Genomic DNA, 23,864 nt, shown 5'->3' with positions numbered 1-23,864 from the left:
ATCGCCACTCACGACCCGGCGAGGTAGTCCTCGATCGCCTTCGCGATGACGGCCGCGTACTGCTGACGCCCCTCTTCGCTCGCCATCGCCGCGGCTTCGGCGGCGTTGCGCATGTTCCCGCATTCGACGAGCGCGGCGGGACGGGTCGAGAGGTTGAGCCCGCCGAGGTCGGCGCGCGGGGCGAGCCCGTTCGAACCGAGGTACGTCGAGGTCGGGAAGCCGCCCGCGCGGAGGCCGTCCCGCAACGCGGTCGCGAGCCTCATCGAGGGCTCGCCCTGCTGCGCGTTCAGCGGCGGCGCCGAGTACGCGACGTGGAAACCGTGGGCCCCGGCGGAATTCGAGCCGTCCGCGTGAATCGAGACGACGGCGTCCGCCCCGGCTTCGTTCCCGATCGCGGCGCGTTCGTTGACGCACGGCCCGACGCCGGTGTCGCTCTGCCGGGTGAGGACGACGCGGATTCCCTTGGCCGCCAACGCCTGCGAGATCCGCTGCGAGACGTCCCAGGTGAACGCGTGCTCGGTGTAGCCGGAATTCGTCGAGGTTCCGGTGGTGTTGCACGGTTTCGTCTTGCCGCGCCCCGCCGGGACCTGCTTGTTGATCTCGCCGGGCTTGCCGGCGTTGCCGCCGTTGTGCCCGGGATCCAGCACGACGACCTTGCCGGTTTTCGGCTGCTGGGAGCTCGGCGGCTGCTGAGGCGCGCTCGAAGGCGGAGCGCTCGTCGTGGAACTCGGCCGCGGAAGGGTGGTGAACACCGTGGTGGTGCCGGGCGGCGGCGGACTCGACGGCGAAGACGCCGGGGTGTCCACCCCGCACGCCGTGAACAGCGTCAATCCGATCGCCAGCACCAGGCCCATCCGTCGTCGCACGGCGCCCACGGTGCCACACGGGTGACGGCTAGGCTGGTAGGCGGCACGGGATTTTCCAGGAGAGGACCGATCGGATCATGGTGCAACCCGGTGGCGGCTTCGACCTGTCGCAGATCATGCAGCAGGCCCAGCAGATGCAGCAGAAGCTGGTCGAGGCCCAGGAAGAGCTGGCCAACACGGAGGTGACCGGTACTTCCGGCGGCGGCCTGGTCACCGCGACCGTGTCCGGCGACAGCCAGCTCAAGTCGCTGTCCATCGACCCCAAGGTGGTCGACCCCGACGACGTCGAGACCCTGTCCGACCTGGTCGTCGCGGCCGTCCGCGACGCTTCGGCCAACGCGCAGAAGCTCACCGAGCAGAAGCTCGGCCCGCTCGCCGGCGGCCTCGGCGGCGGGATGCCGGACCTCGGCGGTTTCCCCGGGCTCGGCGGCTAGCTTGTACGAGGGTGTCGTCCAGGATCTGATCGACGAGCTCGGGCGGCTGCCCGGCGTCGGTCCCAAGAGCGCGCAGCGGATCGCCTTCCACCTGCTGGCGGCCGATCCCGCGGATATCGCGCGCTTGCAGGAAGTGCTCGGCAAGGTCAAGGAAGGCGTGCAGTTCTGCGAGGTCTGCGGCAACGTCTCGGAGCAGGAGACCTGCCGGATCTGCCGCGACACCCGCCGCGACCTCACGGTCATCTGCGTGGTCGAGGAGCCGAAGGACGTCCTCGCCGTCGAGCGGACGCGCGAGTTCAAGGGCCGCTACCACGTGCTCGGCGGCGCGCTGGACCCGTTGTCCGGCATCGGACCCGAGCAGCTGCGCATGCGGGAGCTGCTCGCGCGGATCGGTGGCGCGGAGATCAGCGAGATCATCATCGCGACCGACCCGAACACCGAAGGCGAGGCGACCGCGACGTACCTCGTGCGGATGCTTCGCGACTTCCCCGGGCTGACCGTGACGCGGCTGGCGTCGGGGCTGCCGATGGGTGGTGACCTGGAGTTCGCGGACGAGCTGACGCTGGGCCGGGCGCTCTCGGGACGGCGGGCTCTCTAGTTCTAGCGCGTGAAGGCCCCCTTTCCTCGGCTCAGCCGAGGAAAGGGGGCCTTCACGCGCTCGGTTGGTGGCTCACGAGCACTCGGCCTCAGATGTCATGAAAGGGTCGTTCAGGACGAAAAACGTCTTGAACGACCCTTTCATGACATCCGCGAGAGCGTTCGTAAGCGAGCGCGAAGCGTCAGCAGTAGCCCAGCCGCGCCAGCGTGTCGACGATGATCTCCGACGGGTGGAACTTGTCGACCCAAGACTCGCCGCGCCGGTTCTGGTAGGTGTCGAGGAAGTTCTGCAGCTTGTCCCCGCGCATCTCGGTCAGCACGACGGTCTCGCCGAGGTGCTGCGGCGTCTCGGTGCGCTCGCGGTGCACGGCGCACGGCAGGCCGAGGTAGTAGCACTCGGCCGAGAGGCCACCCGAGTCGGTGACGACGTACTCGGCCCGCGCGACCAGCGGCAGGAACTTCAGGTACCGCATCTTCGGCTGGATGATGAAGTTCTTCTCGTCGAACAGGTTCGCCAAGCCGAGCGCGCGGATCTTCTCGCGCTCGGGCGCGCCCGCCATGTAGAGGATCGGCATCTGCTTGCTCTGCTCGCGCAGGATCTCCAGCGCCTCGCGGTACTTCTCCGCGCGCGAGACCAGCTCGAAGCGGTGCAGGGTCGCGAGACCGAACTTCTCCGGCAGGCCCTCGACGTCCAGCGGCCCGTTGATGGCCATCCGCATCGCGTCGATCGCGGTGTTCGCCTCGGTGTCGACGACGACGCCGCGGGCGTTGCGGAGGTTGTTCACCTCACGCGCGCTGGGCGCGAAGTGCATGTCGACGATCTTCGCCGCGATCTTCCGGTTCAGCTCCTCCGGCAGCGGCGACATGATGCTGCCCGACCGCGCACCCGCCTCGACGTGCCCGACCCGCGACTTGAGGATCCGCTTCCCGATGAGCGAGCCGTACGGCGTGGTGAAGGTGTCGCCGTGCACCAGCACCAGCGGCGGACGCCCGTCCTCGACCAGCGCGGCCTTCAGCTCGGCCCGGCGGCCCCACGCGGTCCGCAGCACCTGCGCGGCCCAGCCCGGCACCTGCGCGGGCGACTCCAGGTTGTGCGCCTTCTCCTTCGGCACGAGCCAGACGTCGGGCTCGGGGAGGTTCAGGTCGGCGAGAACGTCCGAGACCTCGTCGACGTGCTGCGCGGTGAACCAGATCTTCGGCCGGACCCCGCGTTCGAGGATGCCGTGGTAGACCGGCGCGATTTTGATCAGTTCCGCCGTGGTGCCGAGAATGAAGGAAATCACCGGAAGAGCCATTCTGTCGGGGTCTGCGGTGCCCGAAGGATACTGGTGGGCCGCGCAAGGTAGCCTCGCCGGGGTGAGTGCGAATTCGCTCCTCCCGGCCCTGTCCGTCGTGATCCCGGTCTACAACGAGCAGGACTGGATCGATCGCAGTGTCGGCGCGCTGATCGCGTCGGCACAGGTGGCGAACTGGCCGGTCGAGGTCGTCGTGGTCGACGACGGCAGCACCGACGGCACCGGCGGCAAGCTCGCCAAGCTGCAGGAGCTGTACGGCATCACCGTCCTCACCCAGCCGAACAGCGGCCGGTTCGAAGCCCGCCGCGCGGGGATCGCGAAGGCGTCGGGGCGGCAGATCCTGCTGCTCGACAGCCGCGTGATCGTGGACCCGGGCTCGCTCACCTTCCTCCGCGACCAGCTCGTCGACCACCCCGAGCGCACGGTGTGGAACGGTCACATCAACGTCGCGTCCGAGCACAATCCGTACGCGGGATTCATGGCCGGGCTGGTCAAGATCCCGTGGCGCCGTTATTGCGCGAACCCGCGGTTGATGTCGTTCGGTATCGAGGAGTTCGACGTCTTCCCGAAAGGCACCGGATTCTTTTCCGCGCCGAAGGACGTTCTCGAGGATTCGTCCAACGCGTTCGAGTCGCTCTTCGAAGACGTCCGTTTCGCCAGTGACGACACGGGTGTTCTGCGCTGGATCGCGGAACGCCACCGCATCTTCCTCGCCCCGGACTTCTCCGCGACCTACCACGGCCGCGATTCGTTCAAGAAGTTCGTCGGGCAGTCCTATTTCCGTGGCACCACGTTCGTCGATTCGTATCTCGCGTCGCCGGGGCCCGCGCGCAACGGCCTGTTCGCCGCGATGGCCGTCGGCGTGCTCGGCCTCGGTGTCGCCGCGAAGCGCCCGAAGGCCGCCGTCGCGCTGGCCGCCGCCGGGTCGACGGCCGCCGGGTTCGCGGTGACGAAGTTCGGCGCGACCAAGGCCGAGGCCAAGGCCGTCGCCCAGCTCACCCCGGTGTTCGCCGCCGGCTTCGGGGCCGGGGCACTCCGAGGCCTCTTCATGGCGCTGCGGGCACGGCTCCGTAAATGAGCAGCACGGTGAGCGGCGAAAAACTGGCCAAGGACACCGGGAAATCCGCCGGTCGCATCGGCGTCTACCTGCTGATCGCCATCGCGCTCGGCTACGTCCTCACGGTCGTCTGGGGCCGGACGCTGTCGCCTGCCGACAACGCGGTCCTGCTCTCCTTCTGGGGCATGCTGATGGGGCTGGGCGCCGCCCTGTCCCCGCTCGAACAGGAGATCTCGCGCCAGTCCGCGCACGCCGCGCTCGAAGGCCGCAAGGCGGGCCGCCCGGCGGTGATCGCCTTCGTCACCAGCCTGGTCGCGGTCGCCGTCGCCGCCCTGTTCACGCTGATCCCGGCGGTGACCGACAAGGTCTACGGCGGCCAGTTCGCGCTCGCCGTGATCGTGCTCGCGGGCGGGCTGTCGTTCGCCTTCCAGTTCGCCGCGCGCGGTCTGCTGATCGGCCAGGACCACGTGCGGTCCTACTCCTGGCTGATCCTGGTCGAGGCCGCCGTGCGGATCCTGGTGGTCGCCGCGCTGGTGGTCGCCGGGCTCACCCAGCTGTACTGGTTCGCCATCGCCGCCGCGACCGGCTCGTTCGCCTGGCTGCTGTTCGCCCGCGGCGCCGCCAAGCTGGTGGACCCGAAGCTCGACGCCGGCGAGCCAGCGAGGCCGGTCGTCACGAACATGTTGATGCTGCTGGCGGGCGCGGGGCTCACCGCGAGCGTCATCACCGGCTATCCGGCGCTGGTCAGCCTGCTCGCACCCGGCGGGGACAAGGACGCGCTCGGCGTGCTCTTCCTCGCCCTGTTCGTGGCCAGGACGCCGCTCACGCTGATGGCGCCGGTCCAGGCCCTCGCGGTGCCGACCGTGGTGCGCCTGTCCAGCACCGAGGAGGGCAAGCACCGGTTGCGGAAGCTGCTCGCGCTCGGGTCGATGGGCGCGCTGGCGCTCGCGGCGCTCGGCGCGCTGATCGGCTGGCTCATCGGGCCGTGGGTGGTGCGCCTGGTCTACGGCGCCAAGAACGACCCCGAGGCCTGGTGGATGGCCGGGCTGGTCTGGTCGTCGGTGCTGCTGGCCGCGATGCAGCTGCTCGCCGCCGTGCTCGTCGCGCAGGCCAAGGCGACGAAGGTGCTGATCACCTGGGCCGCCGTCGTCGTCGCGACCGCGCTGGTCCTGCTGTTCTTCCCCGGCGACACGGTCGTGCGTGCCGTCGTCGGACTCGCCGCCGGACCCACCGTCGGCCTGCTGGTCGTGATGGCGTTCGTGGTGAGAGGCACGCCCGAGCCGGGCAACGCGCGACCTTCCGAAACGTCTCGATAGTGTGGCCGCGCCATCGCGCGCCGCGAGCGGATGGCGTCGTGACGCCGAATAGGGTTGGACAGCGAATTCGATGAACGTTCTTTTGGTCTTGCTGGCGTTCTGGCTGCCGGGGCTCGTCTTCGGTGCCGCGATCAGGCTGCGCGGCTGGACCCTCGCCGCCGCGGCCCCGCTGCTGACCTTCGGCCTCGTCGCCATCGGCATCCCGATCCTCGGCCGCTTCGGCATCCGCTGGACGATGCTCAACGTCGGCCTGTGGGTGCTGCTGCTGTCCGTCGTCGGCTTCGCCCTCTCGTTCCTCGTGCTCCGCTTCACCGCGAAGCGGCACCCGGACTGGGCCGAGGACGAAGACGACGACGAGTCGAAGCGTTCCCTTCGCGACCACCTGCTGATCGGCGCCGGTGTCCTGGTCGGTCTCGGCGTCGGCACGGTGACCTTCCTGCGCGGCTCGCGCAGCCTGGAGAACGTCCAGCAGGGCTGGGACGCCCCGTTCCACGGCAACCTGGTGCGCTGGATCGCCGAACACGGTGACGCGCGCGCGTCGACCGTCGGCACCATCGCGAACCTGCCGAACCAGCACGACTACTTCTATCCGGACACCTACCACGCGCTGCTCGCCCTGGTCTTCGGCAAGGGCGGCCTGACGATGATGCCGACGCTGAACCTGGCGGCGCTCATGGTCGTGCTGACCGTCCCGGTCGGTGTCGCGGCGATGTGCCGCGCCTGGCGGATGCCGGTGCTCGCGACCGCGGCCGCGGCGGCCGTGTCCACCTGGTTCACCGCGTTCCCGTACGACTCGCTGTGGCGCGGCCCGCTGTGGCCGTATGTCGCCGGGGTGGCGCTGGTGCCCGCGATGCTCGCGCTCGCCCGCCTGCTGCTCAAGCCGAACGGTGTCGCCGGTCCGCTCGCGATCGGCGTCGGCGTCGCCGGGCTGGCCGGCCTGCACACCAGCCTGATCTTCGTGATCATGGTCTACTTCCTGCTGATCCTGCTCGCGGTGCTGTTCCGCTTCGAGAAGATCGGCTGGCGCCGCAGCGCCGCCTCGCTGGTCGCGACGATCGTGATGGCGGTCGTGCTCGGCGTGCCACAGGTCCTCCCGGCGCTCTACAACGCGGGCGGCGTGACGAGTGCGTTCTGGGCTTCCGAGACCAGCGTGTCCGGCGCGCTCGGGCAGACGATCACGTTCTCGCCGATGGCGTCGTTCCCGCAGTGGTGGATCGGCATCCCGGCGATCATCGGCGTGTTCTTCCTGGTCAAGCACCGGCGGATGCTCTGGATGGTCGGCGCGTACGTGGTGCTCGGCGGCCTGTTCGCCGCGACGATCTCGCTGGAAACCCCGCTCATCCACACCCTGACCGGGGTGTTCTACAACGACCACTGGCGGATCGGCGCGCTCGTGCCGCTGGCAGGCGCCGTCGCGTTCGGTGAGTTCGTGCACACCGCGTCGGGCAAGTTCGCCGAGAAGATCGGTGAGCGCAAGCCGAACCTGAACCCGTTCACCGCGGCCATCGTGGGCGCGCTGGTGGTCGGTCTCGTCGTCACGGTGCTGAGCCGGGGCGGCTACATCGGCCGCAACTCCGCGCGGCTCGCGATGAACTACGGCACGGAGGGCCCCTCGGTCAGCAAGGGCGAGGAAGAGGCCTACGCCTGGCTCGGGAAGCACGTCGTGCCGGGTGAGCGCGTGATGAACGACAAGGCCGACGGCTCGGTGTGGATGTACGCGCTCGCCGGGGTTCAGCCGGTCGAGTGGACCAACTACGGCGCCGAGTTCACCACCAAGCCGGGCTGGCTCAGCGTGTTCCTCAACGACATCAACCGCGACCCGCGCGTGCGCGAGGCGCTCACCGACCTCAAGGTGCGCTACGTGCTGGTCGGCAAGGGCAAGGTGGCCCCCAACGCGCAGTCCGCGGTGGGGCTCCAGCGGCTCGACATCACTCCGGGTTTCAAGCGCGTCTTCCACAACCTCGACGCGTCGGTTTACGAAATCGAAGGTCAGCAAGGTGTGGTCGCCTCCGGCGCCCCCGCCGGGTCCGACACCGCTCACGGCCAGTAAGAAGATAGAGTGATCCAGTGTCCAGTACGTCCGTGACCACCCGTCGCGTACTCATCGTGATGCCTGCTTTGAACGAGCAGGCCAGTGTCGGCGCGGTCATTTCCCAGGTCAAGCAGTCCTTGCCGGGCATGGACGTGCTGGTGGTCGACGACGGCTCGTCCGACGACACGGCCAAGCTCGCCCGCGCGGCGGGCGCGGAGGTGGCCCGCCTGTCGGTGAACCTCGGCGTCGGCGGGGCCATGCGCACCGGCTTCCGGTACGCGGCCGCCCGCGGCTACGACGTCGTCGTGCAGGTGGACGCGGACGGCCAGCACGACCCGAACGAGGTCGCCGCCCTGCTGGACGCGCTCGACGACGCCGACATCGCGATCGGCTCGCGGTTCGCGGGCAAGGGTTCGTACAAGGCCAGCGGCCCGCGGAAATACGCGATGGTCGTGCTCTCGGTCGTTTTCTCCCGGCTCGGGAAGACCAAGCTCACCGACGTGACCTCCGGGTTCAAGGCGATGGGCCCGCGCGCGATCAAACTGTTCGCCGCGTACTACCCGGCCGAATACCTCGGCGACACGGTCGAATCGCTGGTGATGGCGATCCGCGCCGAACTGAAGATCAAGGAAATCCCGGTGATCATGCGGGAACGGGCCGGTGGCACACCGAGCCATTCGCCGGTGAAATCGGCCGTCTACCTCGGCCGCGCCGGACTCGCCCTGCTGCTGGCGCTGGTGCGCCGCCGTCCCGCCGTCGACTCGTCGGATTCGGCGTAAAAGGAGCTGATTATGGCTGGCTGGCGCATTCTCAGCATCGTCGTCGCCTGTCTGGTGCTGTTCGTCGTCCTCGAGATGATGCGGCGGCGGAAACTGCGGGAAAAGTACGCGGGTGTTTGGCTCGTCCTCGCCGTCGGCGTGGTCGTGCTCGCCCTGGTTCCGCAGGCCGCCGACTTCATGGCGCGGATAACCGGCGTGCAGACGCCGTCGAACTTCGTCTTCCTCTTGGCCGGTGTCGTGCTGGCACTGGTCGCGTTGCATCTGTCGACCGAGGTCGGGCACCTCGAAGAAGAGGTCCGGACCTCCGTCGAGGAGATCGCGCTGCTCCGCTGCGAACTCGCCGACGCCCAGCGTGACCTGGAAGAACGCGTCGCCGCGCTCGAAGCGCGGACGGCCACGCCCGACAACGTCAAAGGGCTCCCCGAAGTGAGCCCCGCGCGCGCACGCTGATCGACGCCCTTTTCGCGGCCCCGCCGAGGCTGGGCGCCGTCCGCGTGCTCGCCGTCGACGGCCCTTCCGGCTCCGGGAAGTCCACGCTGGCCGGGAAGATCGTGGCCGAACTGGCCGGCCGGGGCGTCCACGTCGCGCTGGTGAGCACCGACGAGTTCGCCACCTGGGACGAACCCGTTTCGTGGTGGCCGCGGCTGGAGTCCGGCGTGCTGGAACCGCTGCGCGCGGGCAAGTCCGGTCGCTACCGGCGAGTGGACTGGTCCAGTGGCGTCCCGCTGCCGGGTGAAGAGGTCGAGATCCCGGTCCCCGAGGTCCTGGTGCTGGAAGGCGTCTCCAGTGGCCGCGCGCGGATGCGGCCGTCGTTGTCCCTGCTCACGTGGCTCGACGGCGGCAGCGAAGCCGAACGTCTCGACCGCGCCGCCGCGCGGGACGGCGAGGGATCCAGGGCGGAACTGCGGCGCTGGCAGCTGTTCGAGCGCGGGTGGTTCGCCGTCGACGGGACCCGGTCCGCGGCCGACCGTGTGGTCACCTCTCTTGAGTGGTGAGGACGGAGTCGGACGGCGGTTTCGCGTGACTGGACGGACGACACACGTGTTGGGATGGACGACACGCGTGATTGGACGGACGACTCGCGGCGGAGGCTTCGCCACGGTCGTGTCGTCCATCCGGTCACGAGTGTCGTCCGTCGGATCACACGTGCCGTCCGTCCAGTCACGTGTGTTCCGCCCCTGATCACGCGAGTTCCGCCTTCAATCACGCGAGATCCGGCTCCGATCACGCGAGATCCGGCTTACCACTCACGAGACGGGACCCAATGTCCTGCCGATGTCCTGTTTCCTCCGGCACCCATTGGTTGTAGTGGTGGACACCCATTTGAGTCAGTGACCCGGCACTCTGCGCGTTAGTGGTCCGGAATTGATTACACTCCGTCCGGAATTGCGGACACTTTGCGGTCGTATTGGCCGTCGTGTAGCGCGATCGTAACCTCGCGTGCTTAAGTGCGGGCTGAGTTCCCGCTAGTGTCGGCGGGCACACCGATCGTCCGCCGAGTTCGAGTTACCGACCGACCGGACGGTGCCTAAACACCGAAAATCTCCTCAAGGGGTGCCAGATGCAGCAACTGCGGGTGACCCGAGCACGCCGTGTGGCCCTGATCGGGCTTGCCGGCGCACTCGCGGTCTCCATTTCCGCCTGTGCCGAATCGAAGCGTGAAGAAGGCGCAGGGGGTGGCTCGGGAGGCACCATGGTCTTCGGCGCCGCCGGTAACCCGAAGACGTTCGACCCGCTCTTCAACGACGACGGTGAGACCTTCCGCATCATCCGCCAGATGATGGACACGCTGATCATGAACAAGCCGGGGACCGCGGACCTCGAGCCCGGCCTGGCGGAGAAGTGGGAAGGCAGCAACGAAGGCAAGACCTGGACCTTCACCCTGAAGAAGGGCGTGAAGTTCCACGACGGCACCCCGTTCAACGCCGAAGCGGTCTGCTTCAACTTCAACCGCATGTACAACATGAAGGGCGCCGCCGCCCAGAGCCAGATGATCTACTACGGCGACGTCTTCGAGGGCTTCGCCAAGAACGAGGGTGACGCCTCCGGCGCCCCGGTGTTCAAGGACTGCCAGGCCAAGGACGAGTCGACCGCCGTCCTGAACCTGAACAAGGCCAAGGGCGCTTTCCCGGCCGCCTTCACGCTGCCGTCGTTCTCGATGCAGAGCCCGGACGCGCTGAAGAAGTACAACGCCGACGCCGTCACCCAGAGCGGTGACTCGTTCTCCTACCCGGAGTACGCGCTGAAGCACCCGACCGGCACCGGCCCGTTCAAGTTCGAGAGCTGGGACCAGGCCAAGGGTGAGATCACGCTGGTCAAGGCCACCGACTCGCCGACCCAGACGGCCAAGCTCGACAAGCTGGTCTTCAAGGTCATCCCGGACGAGAACGCCCGCAAGCAGGCGCTCAAGGCCGGCGACATCCAGGGCTACGACTACCCGTCGCCCGCGGACTACGGCCTGCTGCGCAACGACGGCGAGCAGGTGCTCATCCGCCCGTCGTTCAACATCCTGTACCTGGGCATCAACCAGAAGAACAACCCGAAGCTGAAGGACCTCAAGGTCCGCCAGGCGCTGGCCTACGGTCTCAACCGCGACCAGTTCGTGAAGTCGAAGCTCCCCGAGGGCGCCGAGACCGCGAGCCAGTTCGTGCCGAAGGCGATCGACGGCTACAACGAGAACGTCACCAAGTACGACTACAACCTTCAGAAGGCGAAAGACCTGCTGAAGGAAGCCGGCGCCGAGGGCATGACCCTGAAGTTCTACTACCCGACCGAGGTCACCCGGCCGTACATGCCGAACCCGGCGGACATCTTCACCTCGCTGTCCGAGGACATGAAGGCCATGGGCATCAAGGTCGAGCCGATCGCCAAGCCGTGGAACGGTGGCTACAAGGACGACGTCCAGAAGGCGGGCAAGCACGACGTGCACCTGCTCGGCTGGACCGGTGACTACAACGACGCCGGTAACTTCGTCGGCACCTTCTTCGGCCGCGAGAAGCCGGAGTTCGGCTTCAACAACGCGGAGCTGTTCTCGGCCATCTCCGCCGCGGACGCCGCGCCCGCCGGCGAGGCGCACACCAAGGCGTACCAGGACGTGAACCAGAAGATCATGGAATACCTGCCCGCCATCCCGATCTCCTACGGCCCCCCGGCGATCGTCGTCGGCCCGAAGGTGAAGGGTCTGGTGGCCAGCCCGCTGACCGACGAGCGCTTCTACACCGTCACGGTCAACTGATCCACCACCACTAGTGGCTCAGGGGGTGGGTGCTACCGCGCCCACCCCCTGAAGTCCATTCCCGGGCTGGCAACAAAGGAACGCACGTGCTCCGTTTTCTCGTGCGTCGGCTGCTACAAGCGATACCGACGCTCTTGATCCTGTCCATTTTGATCTTCGCCTGGCTCCGGTCCCTGCCCGGTGGCCCCGCCGGCGCCCTCCTGGGTGACAAGGCGACCCCGGAGAAGATCGCCGACCTGAACAAGCTTCTCGGCCTCGACGATCCGATCTTCGTCCAGTACTTCAAGTTCCTCGGCCGGGCGATCACCGGCGACTTCGGCAACTCGCTGGTCTCCGCCCAGCCGGTCATGTCCGAGATCGGGAACTTCCTCCCCGCCACGATCGAGCTCGGCTTCTGCGCGATGCTCATCGCGGTGGGTCTCGGCATCCCGTTCGGTTACCTGTCCGCGCGGTTCCGCGGCGGGGTCGTCGACAACGTCATCATCGTGCTCAGCCTGGTCGGCGTCGCGGTGCCGGTGTTCTTCCTCGGCTACATGATGCAGGACCTGCTGGCCGCCCCGCTGGGACTTCCCTCGCAGGGCCGTCAGATGGCCGGTCTCGACGCCACCACCGTCACCGGTTTCGCGGTCTTCGACGGCATCATCACCCAGGAATGGGACGCCGCCTGGGACGCGCTCACCCACCTGATCCTCCCGGCGTTCGCGCTGGCCACGATCCCGCTCGCGGTCATCGTCCGGATCACCCGCGCCTCGGTGCTGGACGTGCTGAACGAGGACTTCATCCGCACGGCCAACTCGAAGGGCCTGACCCAGCCGATCGTCCGGCGCCGTCACGTGCTCCGCAACGGGCTCCTGCCGGTGGTCACCGTCATCGGCCTGCAGACCGGCGCGCTGCTCGGTGGCGCCGTGCTGACCGAGCGGGTGTTCAACTTCCGCGGCCTTGGCTTCCTGCTCGCCGAGGGCATCGAACGGCGTGACTACCCGCGTCTGCAAGCGCTGCTGCTGTTCGGCGCGCTGGTCTACGTGCTGGTGAACATGCTGGTCGACATCTCGTACGGGCTCATCGACCCGAGGGTGCGTGTCCGATGAACACCTTGCTGAACAAGAAGAAGGAGCCGATCGACCGGCTCGCGGCCTCGTCGGCGAAGGGGCACAGCCTCGGTGGCGAGGCGCTGCGCCGGATGATGCGGAGCCCGGTGGCCATCACCGGCGCCGTGATCACCGGACTGTTCCTGCTGGTGGCGATCTTCGCGCCGCTGCTGGCGCCGAAGGACCCCTACGAGCGGTATCTGCAGAGCCAGGTCATCCTCGGGCAGGGCATCATCCCCGGCGCCCAGCCCGGTTTCCCGCTCGGTGTCGACGACTTCGGCCGTGACTACCTTTCACGGCTGCTCGTCGGCGCGCAGAACACCCTGCTGGTCGGCGTGCTCGCCACGATCATCGGTGTCGTGGTCGGCATGATCATCGGCGGTCTCGCCGGTGCCTTCGGCGGCTGGGTCGACACCGTGCTGATGCGTCTGGTCGACGTCATGCTGTCGGTGCCGTCGCTGCTGCTGGCGATCTCGGTCGCCGCGCTGTTCCAGAAGCCGAGCCAGTGGACGGTCATCGTCGCGGTCTCGATGGTCAGCGTGCCGATCTTCGCGCGGCTGCTGCGCGGTTCGATGCTCGCGCAGAGAAGCAGCGACCACGTGCTCGCGGCGACGTCGCTCGGCGTCAAACGCGGGGCGATCGTGTTGCGGCACATGCTGCCCAACTCGCTCGGCCCGGTCATCGTGCAGGCCACGCTGACCCTGGCGACCGCGATCCTCGAAGCGGCGGCGCTGTCGTTCCTCGGTCTCGGCGACCCGGACCCGAACCGGGCGGAATGGGGCATCATGCTGAGCCGCAGCGCTCGGCAGTTCCTCGACATCCGGCCCGAGCTGGCGTACTACCCGGCCATCGCGATCATCATCGTCGCGCTCGGGTTCACGCTGCTCGGCGAGTCCCTGCGGGAAGCCCTCGATCCGAAGAACAGGCGGTGATCTTTCATGGCTCTCCTTGAAGTACGCGACCTCAAGGTCGTTTTCTCCCGGCGCGGCGAGAAGCCGTTCACCGCGGTGGACGAGGTCAGTTTCGACGTCGAACCCGGCCAGACGGTCGGTCTCGTCGGTGAGTCCGGTTGCGGCAAGTCCGTGACCTCGCTGGCGATCATGCGGCTGCTCGCGAAACGCGGCAACCAGGTCACCGGTTCGGTGTCGTTCGAAGGCACGGATCTGCTTCGCCTGTCGGACAAGGAAATGCGGGACCGCCGGGGTCGCGACCTCGGCATGGTGTTCCAGGATCCGCTGTCCTCGCTGAACCCGGTCATCCCGATCGGCTTGCAGATCACCGAGGTGCTGGAGCGGCACCGCGGGATGTCGCGCAAGGCGGCGTCGGTGGAGGCGGCGGAGCTGCTGGACAAGGTCGGCATCCCCGACCCGACCCGGCGGCTTTCCGAGTACCCGCACCAGCTTTCCGGCGGGATGCGGCAGCGCGCGCTGATCGCGATCGCGCTGGCGTGCCGTCCGCGGCTGCTCATCGCCGACGAGCCGACCACCGCGCTCGACGTGACGATCCAGGCACAGATCCTCGCGCTGCTGCGGGAACTGGTGCAGGACACCGGGACCGCGCTGATCATGATCACGCACGACCTCGGTGTGGTCGCCGGTCTCTGCGACCAGGTCAACGTGCTCTACGGCGGCAAGATCGTCGAGCGCGCGGAGCGGCACGCGTTGTTCGCCGAGCCGCGGCATCCCTACACACACGGCCTGCTCGCCTCGATCCCGCGGCTCGACGCGGGCCGCGGCGAGAAACTGATCCCCATCAAGGGATCCGTCGCCGACAACATCCCGTGGGACGGCGGTTGCGCCTTCGCGCCCCGCTGCCCGAACGCTCTCGGCGTGTGCCGGGAGGTTTCACCGCAGCTGACCCCCGATCACGGTGGGCTGCTGCGCTGCCACAACCCGGTGATCCCGGCCGTGGCCGCACGAGGAGGGGCCCGATGACCCACACGGTACCGCCGCAGGACGTGCTGCTGGAGGTCGAAGACCTCAAGGTGCACTTCCCGATCAAACGCGGCATCGTGGTCGACCGGACGGTCGGGCACGTGTTCGCCGTCGACGGCGTCGATCTGGCCATCCGCCGGGGTGAGACCTACGGCCTGGTCGGGGAATCCGGCTGCGGCAAGTCCACTTTGGGCAGGGCGATCCTCCGGCTGACCGAGCTGACCGACGGCAAGGTCGTCTTCGACGGCACCGACGTCGCCGGGCTCAAGGGCGAGGAACTGCGCAAGGCCCGCCGCCGGATGCAGATGGTGTTCCAGGACCCGATGTCCTCTTTGGACCCTCGGCAGTCGGTGGAATCCATTCTGACCGAAGGGATGAAGGCGCACGGCCTCGACAAGGACAAGGAGGCGACGGCCAAGCGGCTGCGCGAACTCCTTGCCGCCGTCGGGCTTCCCGAGTCCGCGCTGCGGAAGTACCCGCACGAGTTCTCGGGCGGTCAGCGTCAGCGCATCGGCATCGCGCGGGCCCTGGCCGTCGAGCCGGACCTGATCGTCGCCGACGAACCGGTGTCCGCGCTGGACGTCTCGGTGCAGGCGCAGGTGGTCAACCTCCTGGAGGATCTGCAGGAGAAGCTCGGGCTGACGTACCTGGTGATCGCGCACGACCTCGCGGTGGTGCGGCACATCTCCGACCGTATCGGCGTGATGTACCTCGGCTCGCTGGTCGAAGAGGCCGACGCCGACACGCTGTACGAGAACCCGCTGCACCCGTACACGCGGGCGCTGCTCTCGGCGATCCCGGTGCCGGACCCGACGGTGGAGGACAGCCGCGAGCAGATCCTGCTCGCCGGTGACCTGCCCTCGCCGGCGCGGCCGCCGTCCGGTTGCCGGTTCCACACGCGGTGCCCGTGGCGGCAGCAGAGCCTGTGCGACACCGACCGTCCGCAGCTGCGGGAGCTCGGCACCGGGCACCGGGTCGCGTGCCACTACGCGGAGGACATCCGCGACGGGCGGATCCAGCCGCACGAGGTCAAGGCGGAACTCGTCGAGGCCGGGGAGCTGAACCCCGACGTCGGCGGGCTGCCGGACGTCGGCTCGGCGGCGGAGATCCTCTAGTCCCCAACGCGCGTGAAGGCCCCCTTCCCTCGGCTCAGCCGAGGGAAGGGGGCCTTCACGCGCTTCGGCCGCATTCAGAGGACTAAATGCGGGGAGGGTGGCCTTCGGGCAGACTCGGTGTCATGCGGGTCACAGTGCTGGGTGCGTCGGGACGGACGGGGATCCACGTGGTCCGGCTCCTGCGGGGGCGGGGCCATCAGGTGCGGGCGGGCCTGCGCAGCCGCCGCCGCGCCGAGCAGGTCGCCGGGCTCGGCGCCGAGACCGTGGTCGCCGACGTCACCGCCGACGCGGACGACCTCGTCGAGGCGCTCGCCGGTTCCGAGGTGGTGATCAGCGCGATCGGCGCGCCCGATCCGGATCAGGCCTCGGTCGACCTGGTCGACCGTGACGGCGTGATCACCGCGATCCGCGCGGCGGAGAAGGCGGGGGTCGCGCGGTTCGTGCAGCTTTCCGCGCAGTTCGCGGATTCGCCGGATCAGGGTGACCGCCTGGTGCGGTCGATCCTGATGGCGAAGCAGATTTCCGACAGCGTCCTGCGCCGTTCGAGCCTGAACTGGACGATCGTCCGGCCCGGCACGCTCACCGACGACCAGCCCACCGGCCACGTCAAGATCGCCGGTCACCTCGAACCGGGCCGCGTCTCCCGGGCGGACGTCGCCGCCGTCCTGGTCGCCACGCTGGAAGAGCCGCTCGCCGAGAATCAGGGCTTCGACGTCATCGGCGGGGAGATCCCGATTCCGTCGGCACTGGCGTCGCTGGGCTGAGCGCTTTCTTCCGTTCCCGCGCGGCCCGCAGGTTCGCGACGTTCCCGCAGGTGCGCACGTCGTGCCAGACGCCGCTGTTGTTGCGCGAGACGTCGTAGAAGGCCGAACGGCAGCCGTCGAGCCGGCACAGTTTCAGCCGCGACCAGATCCCGGCCTGCTGCGCGAGCAGCGTCTCCGTCCACAGCGCCGAAGCGAGCCACTGCCGTCCGGTGCCGGACGGAAACAGCCGGACGGCGCCGTCGCGCAGGGCCAGGTCTGCCCTGACCGGTTTGCCAAGGTCCGTTTCGTCGCCGTCCACGAGCGAAACGAACGACGCGCGAAGGTCGCGAAGCGCGCGAAGATCGCCCGGACCCAGCGAGATCTCGGGAGCCTCGGAGTCCCGGGCTCGCGACCATTCCGCCAGTGCCTCGGCGGCCCAAGGTCGCGCCAGATCGGCGTCGCTCAGCAGGTCGAGGCCGTACGTCTTGATCGCCTTGGTGTTGAGGAAGTCCTGAACGAGCGCCAGCCCCGAGGGGGCGGTGCGTAACCGGTACCGGTCCGTCGCGGTCCATGACATAGGTCAAGCGTACTTGACTCTGTCGAGCCGCGTCGCCATGCTGACGACAGAGGCAAAAGCCGAACACTTCTGTCAAGGAGCAAAGTCATGACCTCCATCGAAGGCGCCGTCGTCCTGGTCACCGGCGGGCAGCGCGGACTCGGCAAGGCGTTCGTCGCCGAACTGCTCGACCGCGGCGCCGCCAAGGTCTACGCGACGGCCAGGTCGCCGCGTGCGGAGACCGACCCGCGGATCGTCCCGCTCCCGCTCGACGTCACCGACCCGGCATCCGTCCGCGCGCTGGCGGAGAAGGCGAGCGACGCCACGATCGTCTTCAACAACGCCGGTGTCCTCGGGCTCGGCTCGCTGTTGAGCGACGGCGTCGACGCGCACCGTCCGGTCTTCGAGACGAACGTCTTCGGCGCGCTGCGCGTCGCGCAAGCGTTTGCGCCGCAGCTCAGGGACGGTGGGGCGCTGGTCAACGTGCACTCGGTCCTGTCGTGGGCGGCGGGCTCGGGGTCCTACGGCGCGTCGAAGGCGGCCTTCTGGTCGCTCACCAATTCGCTCCGCATCGAGTTCGCCGAGCAGGGCACGCAGGTGGTCGGGGTGCACCTCGGCTACACCGACACCGACATGACCCAGGGCCTCGACATCCCCAAGAACGACCCTCGCGACGTCGCCCGCCAGGTCGTCGACGGTCTCGAAAAGGGCGAGACCGAGGTGCTCACCGACGACCTCACCCGCCGCGTCAAGGCCGCGCTGTCCGGACCGGTCGAGCACCTCGGCACCAGCCGGATCGGCGCGTAGAAAACCGTTGGCGGGAGGCCTCCGGTCCGAGGTAGCTTCGCCGCCATGTGTGCACCCGCGTTCACCCGGATCCGCCGCGCCTAGCGGCGGATTCCCGGCTTCCGGCAAGGAACCGCCGCCCGAGCGAGACATCGCCGGGCGAGCCTCGTGCTGCCCGGCTCACCTCGAAGCCGCGGAGATCCCTTGCGCACACAACATCCTGGCCGTCATGAACTGGGCCAGAACTTCCTCATCGACCGGAACGTCATCGAAACCGTCGTGAAGCTCGTCGACGGTACGGACGGGCCGATCATCGAATTCGGTACGGGCGACGGCGCCCTGACCTTGCCGCTCGAACGGCTCGGCAGGTCGCTGACCGGCGTCGAGATCGACGGCCGCCGCGCCACCCGGCTGGCGGGCCGCGTCCAGCCGTCGACGAAGATCGTCACCGCGGATTTCCTGCGATATCCGTTGCCGAAGGTGCCCCACGTGCTGGTCGGCAACCTGCCGTTCCACCTGACCACCGCGACCCTGCGCCACGTCCTCGCCGCTCCCGGCTGGACGGACGCCGTCCTGCTCATGCAGTGGGAGGTGGCGCGCCGCCGGGCCGGGGTCGGTGGCGCGACCATGATGACCGCGCAGTGGTGGCCGTGGTTCGACTTCCGGCTGACCGGCCGGGTGCCCGCGGCGGCGTTCCGCCCGAGGCCCGGCGTCGACGGCGGTCTGCTCACCATGACCCGGCGTGAGCGGCCGCTCGTCGACGACGCGGATCGTGCGCGCTACCAGGACTTCGTGCGGCAGGTGTTCACGAGGCCCGGCCGGGACGTCGTGCCCAAACGGCTCACCGCACGCCAGTGGGCTGAGGCGTTTCGGCTTCGGCGAGGAAATCCGGCTCGCGCACGCGGCGCTTCGTCGAACCGAACAGGACGCCGCCGATGACGACGGCCGCGGCGAGGATCTCCACCAGCGACGGGCGTTCGTCGAGGACCAGGAAGGCCATCGACAGCCCGACCACCGGCACCAGCAGGGAGAACGGCGCGACCACGCCCGCCGGGTTGCGGCGCATCAGCGAGGTCCAGATACCGGAGCCGACGATCGTGCCGAACAACACGACGTAGGCGAGGCCGCCGAGCCCGATCAGCCCGGTGGTCGTGCCGAGCGTGCTCAGCGAGTGCCCGATCTCGGCGGGACCCTCCATGACCAGCGACAGCGCGAACATCGGCAGCGGCGGCACCACGGACATCCAGAGGACGAAATTCAGCGGGTTGTCCGGTGCCGCCTGCCGGGTGCTCAGGTTGCCGAAAGCCCAGCTCAGCGCGCCGAGCAGGGTCAGGATCACCGGCAGCAGGGCGGCGTTCCCGGCCTGCTGCCAGGCGATCGTCGCCATCCCGGCGACGGCGAGCAGGATCCCGGTGAGCTGCCGCCCGGACACGCGTTCGCGCAGGAAGACGGCGCCGAGCAGGACGGTGAACGGGGCCGACGCCTGCAGCACCAGCGACGCGAGACCGGTCGGCATACCGGTGTCCATCGCGATGAAGAGGAACACGAACTGCCCGGTGCCGAAGCCCAGCCCGTAGCCGAGCAGGTGGCGGATCTTCACCTTCGGCCACGGGACGAACAGGATCGTCGGGATCGCGATGACCGCGAAGCGCAGCCCGCCGGCGAAAACGGGCGGGAACTGGCCGAGGGTGGCGTGGATGGCGAGGAAGTTGCAGCCCCAGAGGACGGCGACGAACAGGGCGAGCAGACGATCGCGGGCGGGCATGTCTTCACTCTTACGTGGAACGACCCTTTAGGACCAGCGAGAATATTTGCAGCGATCGTTCAGTTCGGCTTCACATATGCTGGCGGTATGGACATCGGCCGGTTGCGGACCCTGCGGGAATTCGCCGATCGCGGCAGCGTGACGGCGGCCGCGAAGGCGTTGCACTGCACGCCGTCCGCGGTTTCCCAGCAGCTGCGCGCCCTGCAGGGTGACGTGGGTCTCGCGCTCACGGAACCGGCCGGACGCGGCCTGCGGCTGACCGACGCGGGCCGCGCGCTGGTCGCCCGCGCGGACGACGTGCTCGCCGCCCTGGAGCGCGCGGAGTCCGAATTGGACACTTACCGCAGCGCACCGCGCGGCCGGGTCCGGGTGGCGATCTTCCAGTCGGCCGGGCTGATGCTGCTGCCGGGACTGCTGCACCGGACGGCGGAATTCGACGGCCTGGACGTCATCGTGCGCGACGTCGACATGACCCCGCCGGAGGTCCCCGGGCTCGTCGCGGATTACGACATCGTGGTGGCGCACCGGGACGAGCACGCGCCGTCGCTCGGCTCGGACCGGCTGGAGACCCGGCATCTGCTGCGGGAACCGCTCGATGTCGCGCTCCCCGCCGGGCATCGGCTCGCGAAGCGCCGCCGCATCGAGCTGGCCGAACTGGCCGACGAACGCTGGATCAGCGTCAACGCCGGCTTCCCGGTGGACGACATCCTCCAGTCGCTGATCATCCGCACCGGTGTGCGGCCGCAGGTGGTCCAGCGCATCAACGACTTCCGCATCACCGAACGGCTCGTCGCCGCCGGGCACGGGATCGCGCTGCTGCCCCGGTACACAATGGACACCCGGCGCGGCAGCGGTCTCGTCTGCCGTCCGCTCGCCGGGATCAAGGCGGCCCGGCACGTGGAGGCGGTCTACCGGCTCGGCGCGTCTTCGCGTCCCGCGGTGGCGAAGGTGCTCGACGCGCTCGCCGACGAGGTCGGCGCGCTCACCGGCGAGCGTGACTCTTCAGGTGGTCCAAGGCGATCTTGAGCGCGTCGGCGATCGGCGTGACGTCGTGGCGCAGGTGGGCCATCAGCAGGCCGCCCTGCACACAGGTCAGCGCGGCCTGGGCGAGCCTCGCCGGGTCGGCGCCCTCGACGAGTTTTCCCTGTGCCCGCAACGATTCCAGGCCACGCTGGAGATGTGATTCCCATTCGCGGTAGGCCTTGTCCAGCAGCGGCGCCATCTTGGGGTCGTCCCCGAGTTCGCCGGTGAGGTTGCCCAGCGGGCAGGCGATGGGCCCCTTGGGCGTGGTTTGGATGGCGAGGATCTCCCGGGCCCACTGGTCGAAGTCGGCCCAGTCGTGCAGCTCGAAGATGGTCGGCTGGTTGCCGAGGATGTTTTCGAGGAAGCGGGTGATCACCGCCTCGACGAGCTGATCCTTGTTCTTGAAGTAGTGGTACATCTGCGACTTCCCGGCGCCGCTCGCCGCGAGCACCTTGTCGACGCTCGTCCCGGCGACGCCGTTGACGTACATCAGCTCCGCCGCCGCGTCGACGATCGCGTCCCTCGTCATCCGTCCCTGCGGGGTCTTCGCCGGTTGACCACTCATGTACCGAATAGTACAGTCGGCTTCACTGTACCGATCAGTACAACCAAAGGAGCCGACCATGGGGGATCTCAACACCGACCTCGCCGAGCTGCGGGAATCCGTCGCGAGCCACGTTCCGGCGGAGGTCGCCGAGGTGCTCAAGGCCGACCGCGCGACGTTCGTCGGGGTGGTCGCCGAGGCGGCCGCGAAACCGGGTGCGCCGATGCCGGATCTCGCGCTGCCGGACGCCGGCGGCGATCGGGTGCGGGTCGCGGACGGGCCCGCGGTCGTGGTGTTCTATCGCGGCGCGTGGTGTCCGTACTGCAACCTGGCGCTGCGCACGTATCAGCAGGAGCTGTTGCCGGAGCTGGAGAAACTGGGCGTGAAGCTGGTCGCGGTCAGCCCGCAGCTGCCGGACGGGTCGCTGTCCACAAAGGAGCTGGAGTTCGCCGTGCTGTCCGATGTGGACAACGAGCTCGGGCGCGCGCTCGGCATCACGTTCCGGCTGGCCCCGGAGACGAAACCGGCGTTCGACACGCTCATCGGCGACGTCGAGAAGATCAACGGGGCGGCGGAATGGGAGCTGCCGTATCCGACCGTCCTGGTCGTGGACGGCGAAGGCGTCATCCGGTACATCGACGTGCACCCGGACTACACCACGCGCACCGACCCGGCCGACGTCCTGGCCGCCGTGAAAACAGCGATCACGCGTGATTGAAGCCGTAACTCGCGTGATTGAAGGCGTTCCGGCCCCAATCACGCGAGATACGCCCTCAGGCACGTGAGTTACGGCCCCAATCACGCGAGTGCCGGCGAAGCCTAAGCCGTGAAGGCCTCCTTCCCTACCCTCAAGGTAGTGAAGGAGGCCTTCACGGAACGCCGGAAACTACCGGTTCGCCCGGTTCACCGCCGACACGACGGCCCGCAGCGAAGCGGTCACGATCGACGGGTCGATCCCGATGCCCCAGTACACCCGGTCGGAGATCGCGCACTCGATGTACGACGCCGCCCGCGCGTCGTCGCCCGGCGAGAGCGTGTGCTCGCTGTAGTCCAGCAGCCGCAGGTCGAACCCGACGGTCGACAGCGCGTCGAAGAACGCCGCGATCGGGCCGTTCCCGCGCCCGGTGACCTCGTGCTCGTCACCCTCGACCCGCACGGTCGCGGTGATGTCGTACTCACCGTCCCCGTTGTCCCGGACGTGCTGGCGCACCAGCTCCAGCGGCGTCTTCAGCTCCAGGTACTCGGCCGAGAACGCGTTCCACATCGTGGCCGGGTCGACCTCGCCGCCCTCGGTGTCGGTGTGGCGCTGGACGACCTTCGAGAACTCGATCTGCAGGCGCCGCGGCAGGTCGAGCTGGTGCTCGGCCTTCATGATGTAGGCGACGCCGCCCTTGCCGGACTGCGAGTTCACCCGGATCACGGCCTCGTAGTTGCGGCCGATGTCCTTCGGGTCGATCGGCAGGTACGGGACCTCCCACGGGTGCTCGTCGACCGGCGTCCCGGCCTTGTCGGCGGCGGCCTTCAGCGCGTCGAGGCCCTTGTTGATCGCGTCCTGGTGGCTGCCGGAGAACGCGGTGAACACCAGGTCGCCCGCCCACGGGCTGCGTTCGTGCACCGGCAGCTGGTTGCAGTATTCGACCGTCCGCTTGATCTCGTCCATGTCGGAGAAGTCGATCTGCGGGTCGACGCCCTGGCTGTACAGGTTCATCCCCAGCGCGACCAGGTCGACGTTGCCGGTGCGCTCGCCGTTGCCGAACAGGCAGCCTTCGATCCGGTCCGCGCCGGCCTGGAAGCCCAGCTCGGCGGCGGCGATACCGGTGCCGCGGTCGTTGTGCGGGTGCAGCGACAGGATCACCGAGTCGCGGCGGTCCAGGTTGCGGTGCATCCACTCGATCGAGTCGGCGTAGACGTTCGGCGACGCCATCTCGACGGTCGCGGGCAGGTTCAGGATCACCGGCTTATCCGGCGTCGGCTGCCAGATTTCGGTGATGGTGTTGCAGACCTCGAGCGCGTACGACAGCTCGGTGCCGGTGTAGGACTCCGGCGAGTACTGGAAGCGGAAGTCGGTGTCCGGCTGCTTCGCCGCGTAGTCGACGACCAGCTCAGCGGCCTGCGAAGCGATCTTCGTGATGCCGATGCGCTCCTCGCGGAACACGACGCGACGCTGCAGGATCGAGGTCGAGTTGTAGATGTGGACGATCGCGCGCGGCGCGCCTTCGAGCGCCTTGAAGGTGCGCTCGATCAGCTCAGGGCGGCACTGGGTCAGCACCTGGATGCTGACGTCGTCCGGGATGGCGCCCTCGTCGATGATCTCCCGGACGAAGTCGAAGTCCGTCTGCGACGCCGCCGGGAAGCCGACCTCGATCTCCTTGTAGCCCATGCGGACCAGCAGGTCGAAGAACTTGCGCTTGCGCGCGGGCGACATCGGGTCGATCAGGGCCTGGTTGCCGTCGCGCAGGTCTACGGCGCACCACAGCGGCGCGCGCTCGATGCGCTTGTCCGGCCAGGTGCGGTCGGGCAGCGAGATGTCCTCGACCAGGTCGTACCAGGGGCGATAGCGGTGTACGGGCATCGAAGTGCCGCGCTGGGTGTTCCACGAAGCCTGCTCGGAAGGCGCAGGACGGGTGGGCTTGCGAATGCTCATGAGGGGACGGTTCTCCTGAAGAATCGGGTGCGACGACCGGCACCACGAAGCCCCG

General features: G+C 68.6%; 24 protein-coding genes. 18 read left to right on the top strand and 6 right to left on the bottom strand.

Annotation, left to right across the window (positions count from 1 at the left end):
- Window positions 1–8 precede the first annotated feature (8 nt).
- Window positions 9–854 (bottom strand): N-acetylmuramoyl-L-alanine amidase, encoded by an 846-nt coding sequence (locus tag AORI_RS79470; protein ID WP_016337942.1) that lies wholly within the window; start codon window positions 852–854, stop codon window positions 9–11.
- A gap of 89 nt (window positions 855–943) precedes the next feature.
- Between AORI_RS79470 and AORI_RS79465 the strand changes: the two genes are divergently transcribed.
- The gene (locus tag AORI_RS79465) at window positions 944–1,300 is read left to right on the top strand and encodes a YbaB/EbfC family nucleoid-associated protein (protein ID WP_007035126.1); all 357 of its coding nucleotides are present in this window, start codon (window positions 944–946) and stop codon (window positions 1,298–1,300) included.
- A gap of 1 nt (window position 1,301) precedes the next feature.
- On the top strand, window positions 1,302–1,898 hold the full coding sequence (gene recR / locus AORI_RS79460; protein ID WP_005166260.1) for a recombination mediator RecR: 597 nt from the start codon (window positions 1,302–1,304) through the stop codon (window positions 1,896–1,898).
- A 181-nt stretch (window positions 1,899–2,079) separates the two neighbouring features.
- Here the strand turns inward: recR and AORI_RS79455 are convergent, their stop codons facing one another.
- Window positions 2,080–3,192 (bottom strand): UDP-N-acetylglucosamine 2-epimerase, encoded by a 1,113-nt coding sequence (locus AORI_RS79455; RefSeq protein ID WP_016337941.1) that lies wholly within the window; start codon window positions 3,190–3,192, stop codon window positions 2,080–2,082.
- A 61-nt stretch (window positions 3,193–3,253) separates the two neighbouring features.
- Between AORI_RS79455 and AORI_RS79450 the strand changes: the two genes are divergently transcribed.
- The 12 genes from AORI_RS79450 to AORI_RS79395 all read left to right on the top strand — a co-directional run bounded on the left by AORI_RS79450 (window position 3,254) and on the right by AORI_RS79395 (window position 16,512).
- Entirely contained in the window at window positions 3,254–4,270 is a 1,017-nt protein-coding gene (locus tag AORI_RS79450) for a glycosyltransferase family 2 protein (protein ID WP_016337940.1), read from the top strand.
- Window positions 4,267–5,565: a polysaccharide biosynthesis protein gene (locus AORI_RS79445; RefSeq protein ID WP_016337939.1), complete on the top strand. Its 1,299-nt coding sequence runs from the start codon at window positions 4,267–4,269 to the stop codon at window positions 5,563–5,565. The genes AORI_RS79450 and AORI_RS79445 overlap by 4 nt, the downstream gene beginning before the upstream one ends.
- A gap of 70 nt (window positions 5,566–5,635) precedes the next feature.
- On the top strand, window positions 5,636–7,615 hold the full coding sequence (locus AORI_RS79440) for a DUF6541 family protein (protein WP_016337938.1): 1,980 nt from the start codon (window positions 5,636–5,638) through the stop codon (window positions 7,613–7,615).
- A 59-nt stretch (window positions 7,616–7,674) separates the two neighbouring features.
- Window positions 7,675–8,376: a glycosyltransferase family 2 protein gene (locus AORI_RS79435; protein ID WP_046199872.1), complete on the top strand. Its 702-nt coding sequence runs from the start codon at window positions 7,675–7,677 to the stop codon at window positions 8,374–8,376.
- Between the two features lie 12 nt (window positions 8,377–8,388).
- Window positions 8,389–8,826: a DUF2304 domain-containing protein gene (locus AORI_RS79430; protein ID WP_016337936.1), complete on the top strand. Its 438-nt coding sequence runs from the start codon at window positions 8,389–8,391 to the stop codon at window positions 8,824–8,826.
- Complete coding sequence (locus AORI_RS79425) at window positions 8,823–9,371, top strand: uridine kinase family protein (protein WP_081809752.1); 549 nt, start codon at window positions 8,823–8,825, stop codon at window positions 9,369–9,371. Before AORI_RS79430 ends, AORI_RS79425 begins: the two co-directional genes overlap by 4 nt.
- 566 nt (window positions 9,372–9,937) lie before the next feature.
- Window positions 9,938–11,611 carry an ABC transporter substrate-binding protein gene (locus tag AORI_RS79420; RefSeq protein WP_476692324.1) on the top strand — a complete coding sequence of 558 codons (1,674 nt, stop codon included), beginning with the start codon at window positions 9,938–9,940 and terminating at the stop codon, window positions 11,609–11,611.
- Between the two features lie 86 nt (window positions 11,612–11,697).
- Window positions 11,698–12,699 (top strand): ABC transporter permease, encoded by a 1,002-nt coding sequence (locus tag AORI_RS79415; RefSeq protein ID WP_016337933.1) that lies wholly within the window; start codon window positions 11,698–11,700, stop codon window positions 12,697–12,699.
- Complete coding sequence (locus AORI_RS79410; protein ID WP_016337932.1) at window positions 12,696–13,631, top strand: ABC transporter permease; 936 nt, start codon at window positions 12,696–12,698, stop codon at window positions 13,629–13,631. Before AORI_RS79415 ends, AORI_RS79410 begins: the two co-directional genes overlap by 4 nt.
- A gap of 6 nt (window positions 13,632–13,637) precedes the next feature.
- Window positions 13,638–14,633: an ABC transporter ATP-binding protein gene (locus AORI_RS79405; RefSeq protein ID WP_016337931.1), complete on the top strand. Its 996-nt coding sequence runs from the start codon at window positions 13,638–13,640 to the stop codon at window positions 14,631–14,633.
- A complete protein-coding gene (locus AORI_RS79400; RefSeq protein ID WP_016337930.1) occupies window positions 14,630–15,748 on the top strand; it encodes an ABC transporter ATP-binding protein in 1,119 nt (372 codons plus the stop codon). The genes AORI_RS79405 and AORI_RS79400 overlap by 4 nt, the downstream gene beginning before the upstream one ends.
- Window positions 15,749–15,870: 122 nt before the next feature.
- Window positions 15,871–16,512: an SDR family oxidoreductase gene (locus AORI_RS79395; RefSeq protein WP_037334951.1), complete on the top strand. Its 642-nt coding sequence runs from the start codon at window positions 15,871–15,873 to the stop codon at window positions 16,510–16,512.
- On the opposite strand, the gene AORI_RS79390 is transcribed toward AORI_RS79395, so the two are convergent.
- Window positions 16,463–17,068, bottom strand: a complete 606-nt coding sequence (locus AORI_RS79390; protein WP_016337928.1) for a CGNR zinc finger domain-containing protein — start codon at window positions 17,066–17,068, stop codon at window positions 16,463–16,465. The genes AORI_RS79395 and AORI_RS79390 overlap by 50 nt on opposite strands.
- An 87-nt stretch (window positions 17,069–17,155) precedes the next feature.
- On the opposite strand from AORI_RS79390, the gene AORI_RS79385 reads away from it, so the two are divergent.
- The gene (locus AORI_RS79385; protein ID WP_016337927.1) at window positions 17,156–17,854 is read left to right on the top strand and encodes an SDR family oxidoreductase; all 699 of its coding nucleotides are present in this window, start codon (window positions 17,156–17,158) and stop codon (window positions 17,852–17,854) included.
- 183 nt (window positions 17,855–18,037) lie between these two features.
- Entirely contained in the window at window positions 18,038–18,772 is a 735-nt protein-coding gene (gene erm, locus AORI_RS79380) for a 23S ribosomal RNA methyltransferase Erm (RefSeq protein ID WP_043848444.1), read from the top strand.
- On the opposite strand, the gene AORI_RS79375 is transcribed toward erm, so the two are convergent.
- Window positions 18,675–19,598: an EamA family transporter gene (locus AORI_RS79375; RefSeq protein WP_016337926.1), complete on the bottom strand. Its 924-nt coding sequence runs from the start codon at window positions 19,596–19,598 to the stop codon at window positions 18,675–18,677. The two genes, erm and AORI_RS79375, sit on opposite strands and share 98 nt — an antisense overlap.
- Before the next feature lie 87 nt (window positions 19,599–19,685).
- Here AORI_RS79375 and AORI_RS79370 point away from each other — a divergent pair, with 87 nt between their 5' ends.
- Complete coding sequence (locus AORI_RS79370) at window positions 19,686–20,624, top strand: LysR family transcriptional regulator (RefSeq protein ID WP_016337925.1); 939 nt, start codon at window positions 19,686–19,688, stop codon at window positions 20,622–20,624.
- On the opposite strand, the gene AORI_RS79365 is transcribed toward AORI_RS79370, so the two are convergent.
- Window positions 20,581–21,186 (bottom strand): TetR/AcrR family transcriptional regulator, encoded by a 606-nt coding sequence (locus AORI_RS79365; protein WP_043848443.1) that lies wholly within the window; start codon window positions 21,184–21,186, stop codon window positions 20,581–20,583. The genes AORI_RS79370 and AORI_RS79365 overlap by 44 nt on opposite strands.
- A gap of 58 nt (window positions 21,187–21,244) precedes the next feature.
- Here AORI_RS79365 and AORI_RS79360 point away from each other — a divergent pair, with 58 nt between their 5' ends.
- Window positions 21,245–21,883 carry a peroxiredoxin-like family protein gene (locus tag AORI_RS79360; protein WP_016337923.1) on the top strand — a complete coding sequence of 213 codons (639 nt, stop codon included), beginning with the start codon at window positions 21,245–21,247 and terminating at the stop codon, window positions 21,881–21,883.
- 168 nt (window positions 21,884–22,051) lie between these two features.
- Here the strand turns inward: AORI_RS79360 and leuA are convergent, their stop codons facing one another.
- On the bottom strand, window positions 22,052–23,809 hold the full coding sequence (gene leuA, locus AORI_RS79355; RefSeq protein ID WP_016337922.1) for a 2-isopropylmalate synthase: 1,758 nt from the start codon (window positions 23,807–23,809) through the stop codon (window positions 22,052–22,054).
- Window positions 23,810–23,864: the final 55 nt, after the last annotated feature.

This window comes from Amycolatopsis keratiniphila (assembly GCF_000400635.2).
GTDB classification, from domain to species: Bacteria; Actinomycetota; Actinomycetes; order Mycobacteriales; family Pseudonocardiaceae; genus Amycolatopsis; species Amycolatopsis keratiniphila.
The sequence above is the reverse complement of the archived record's forward strand: the minus strand, read 5'-3'. Positions and strand labels throughout refer to the sequence as shown.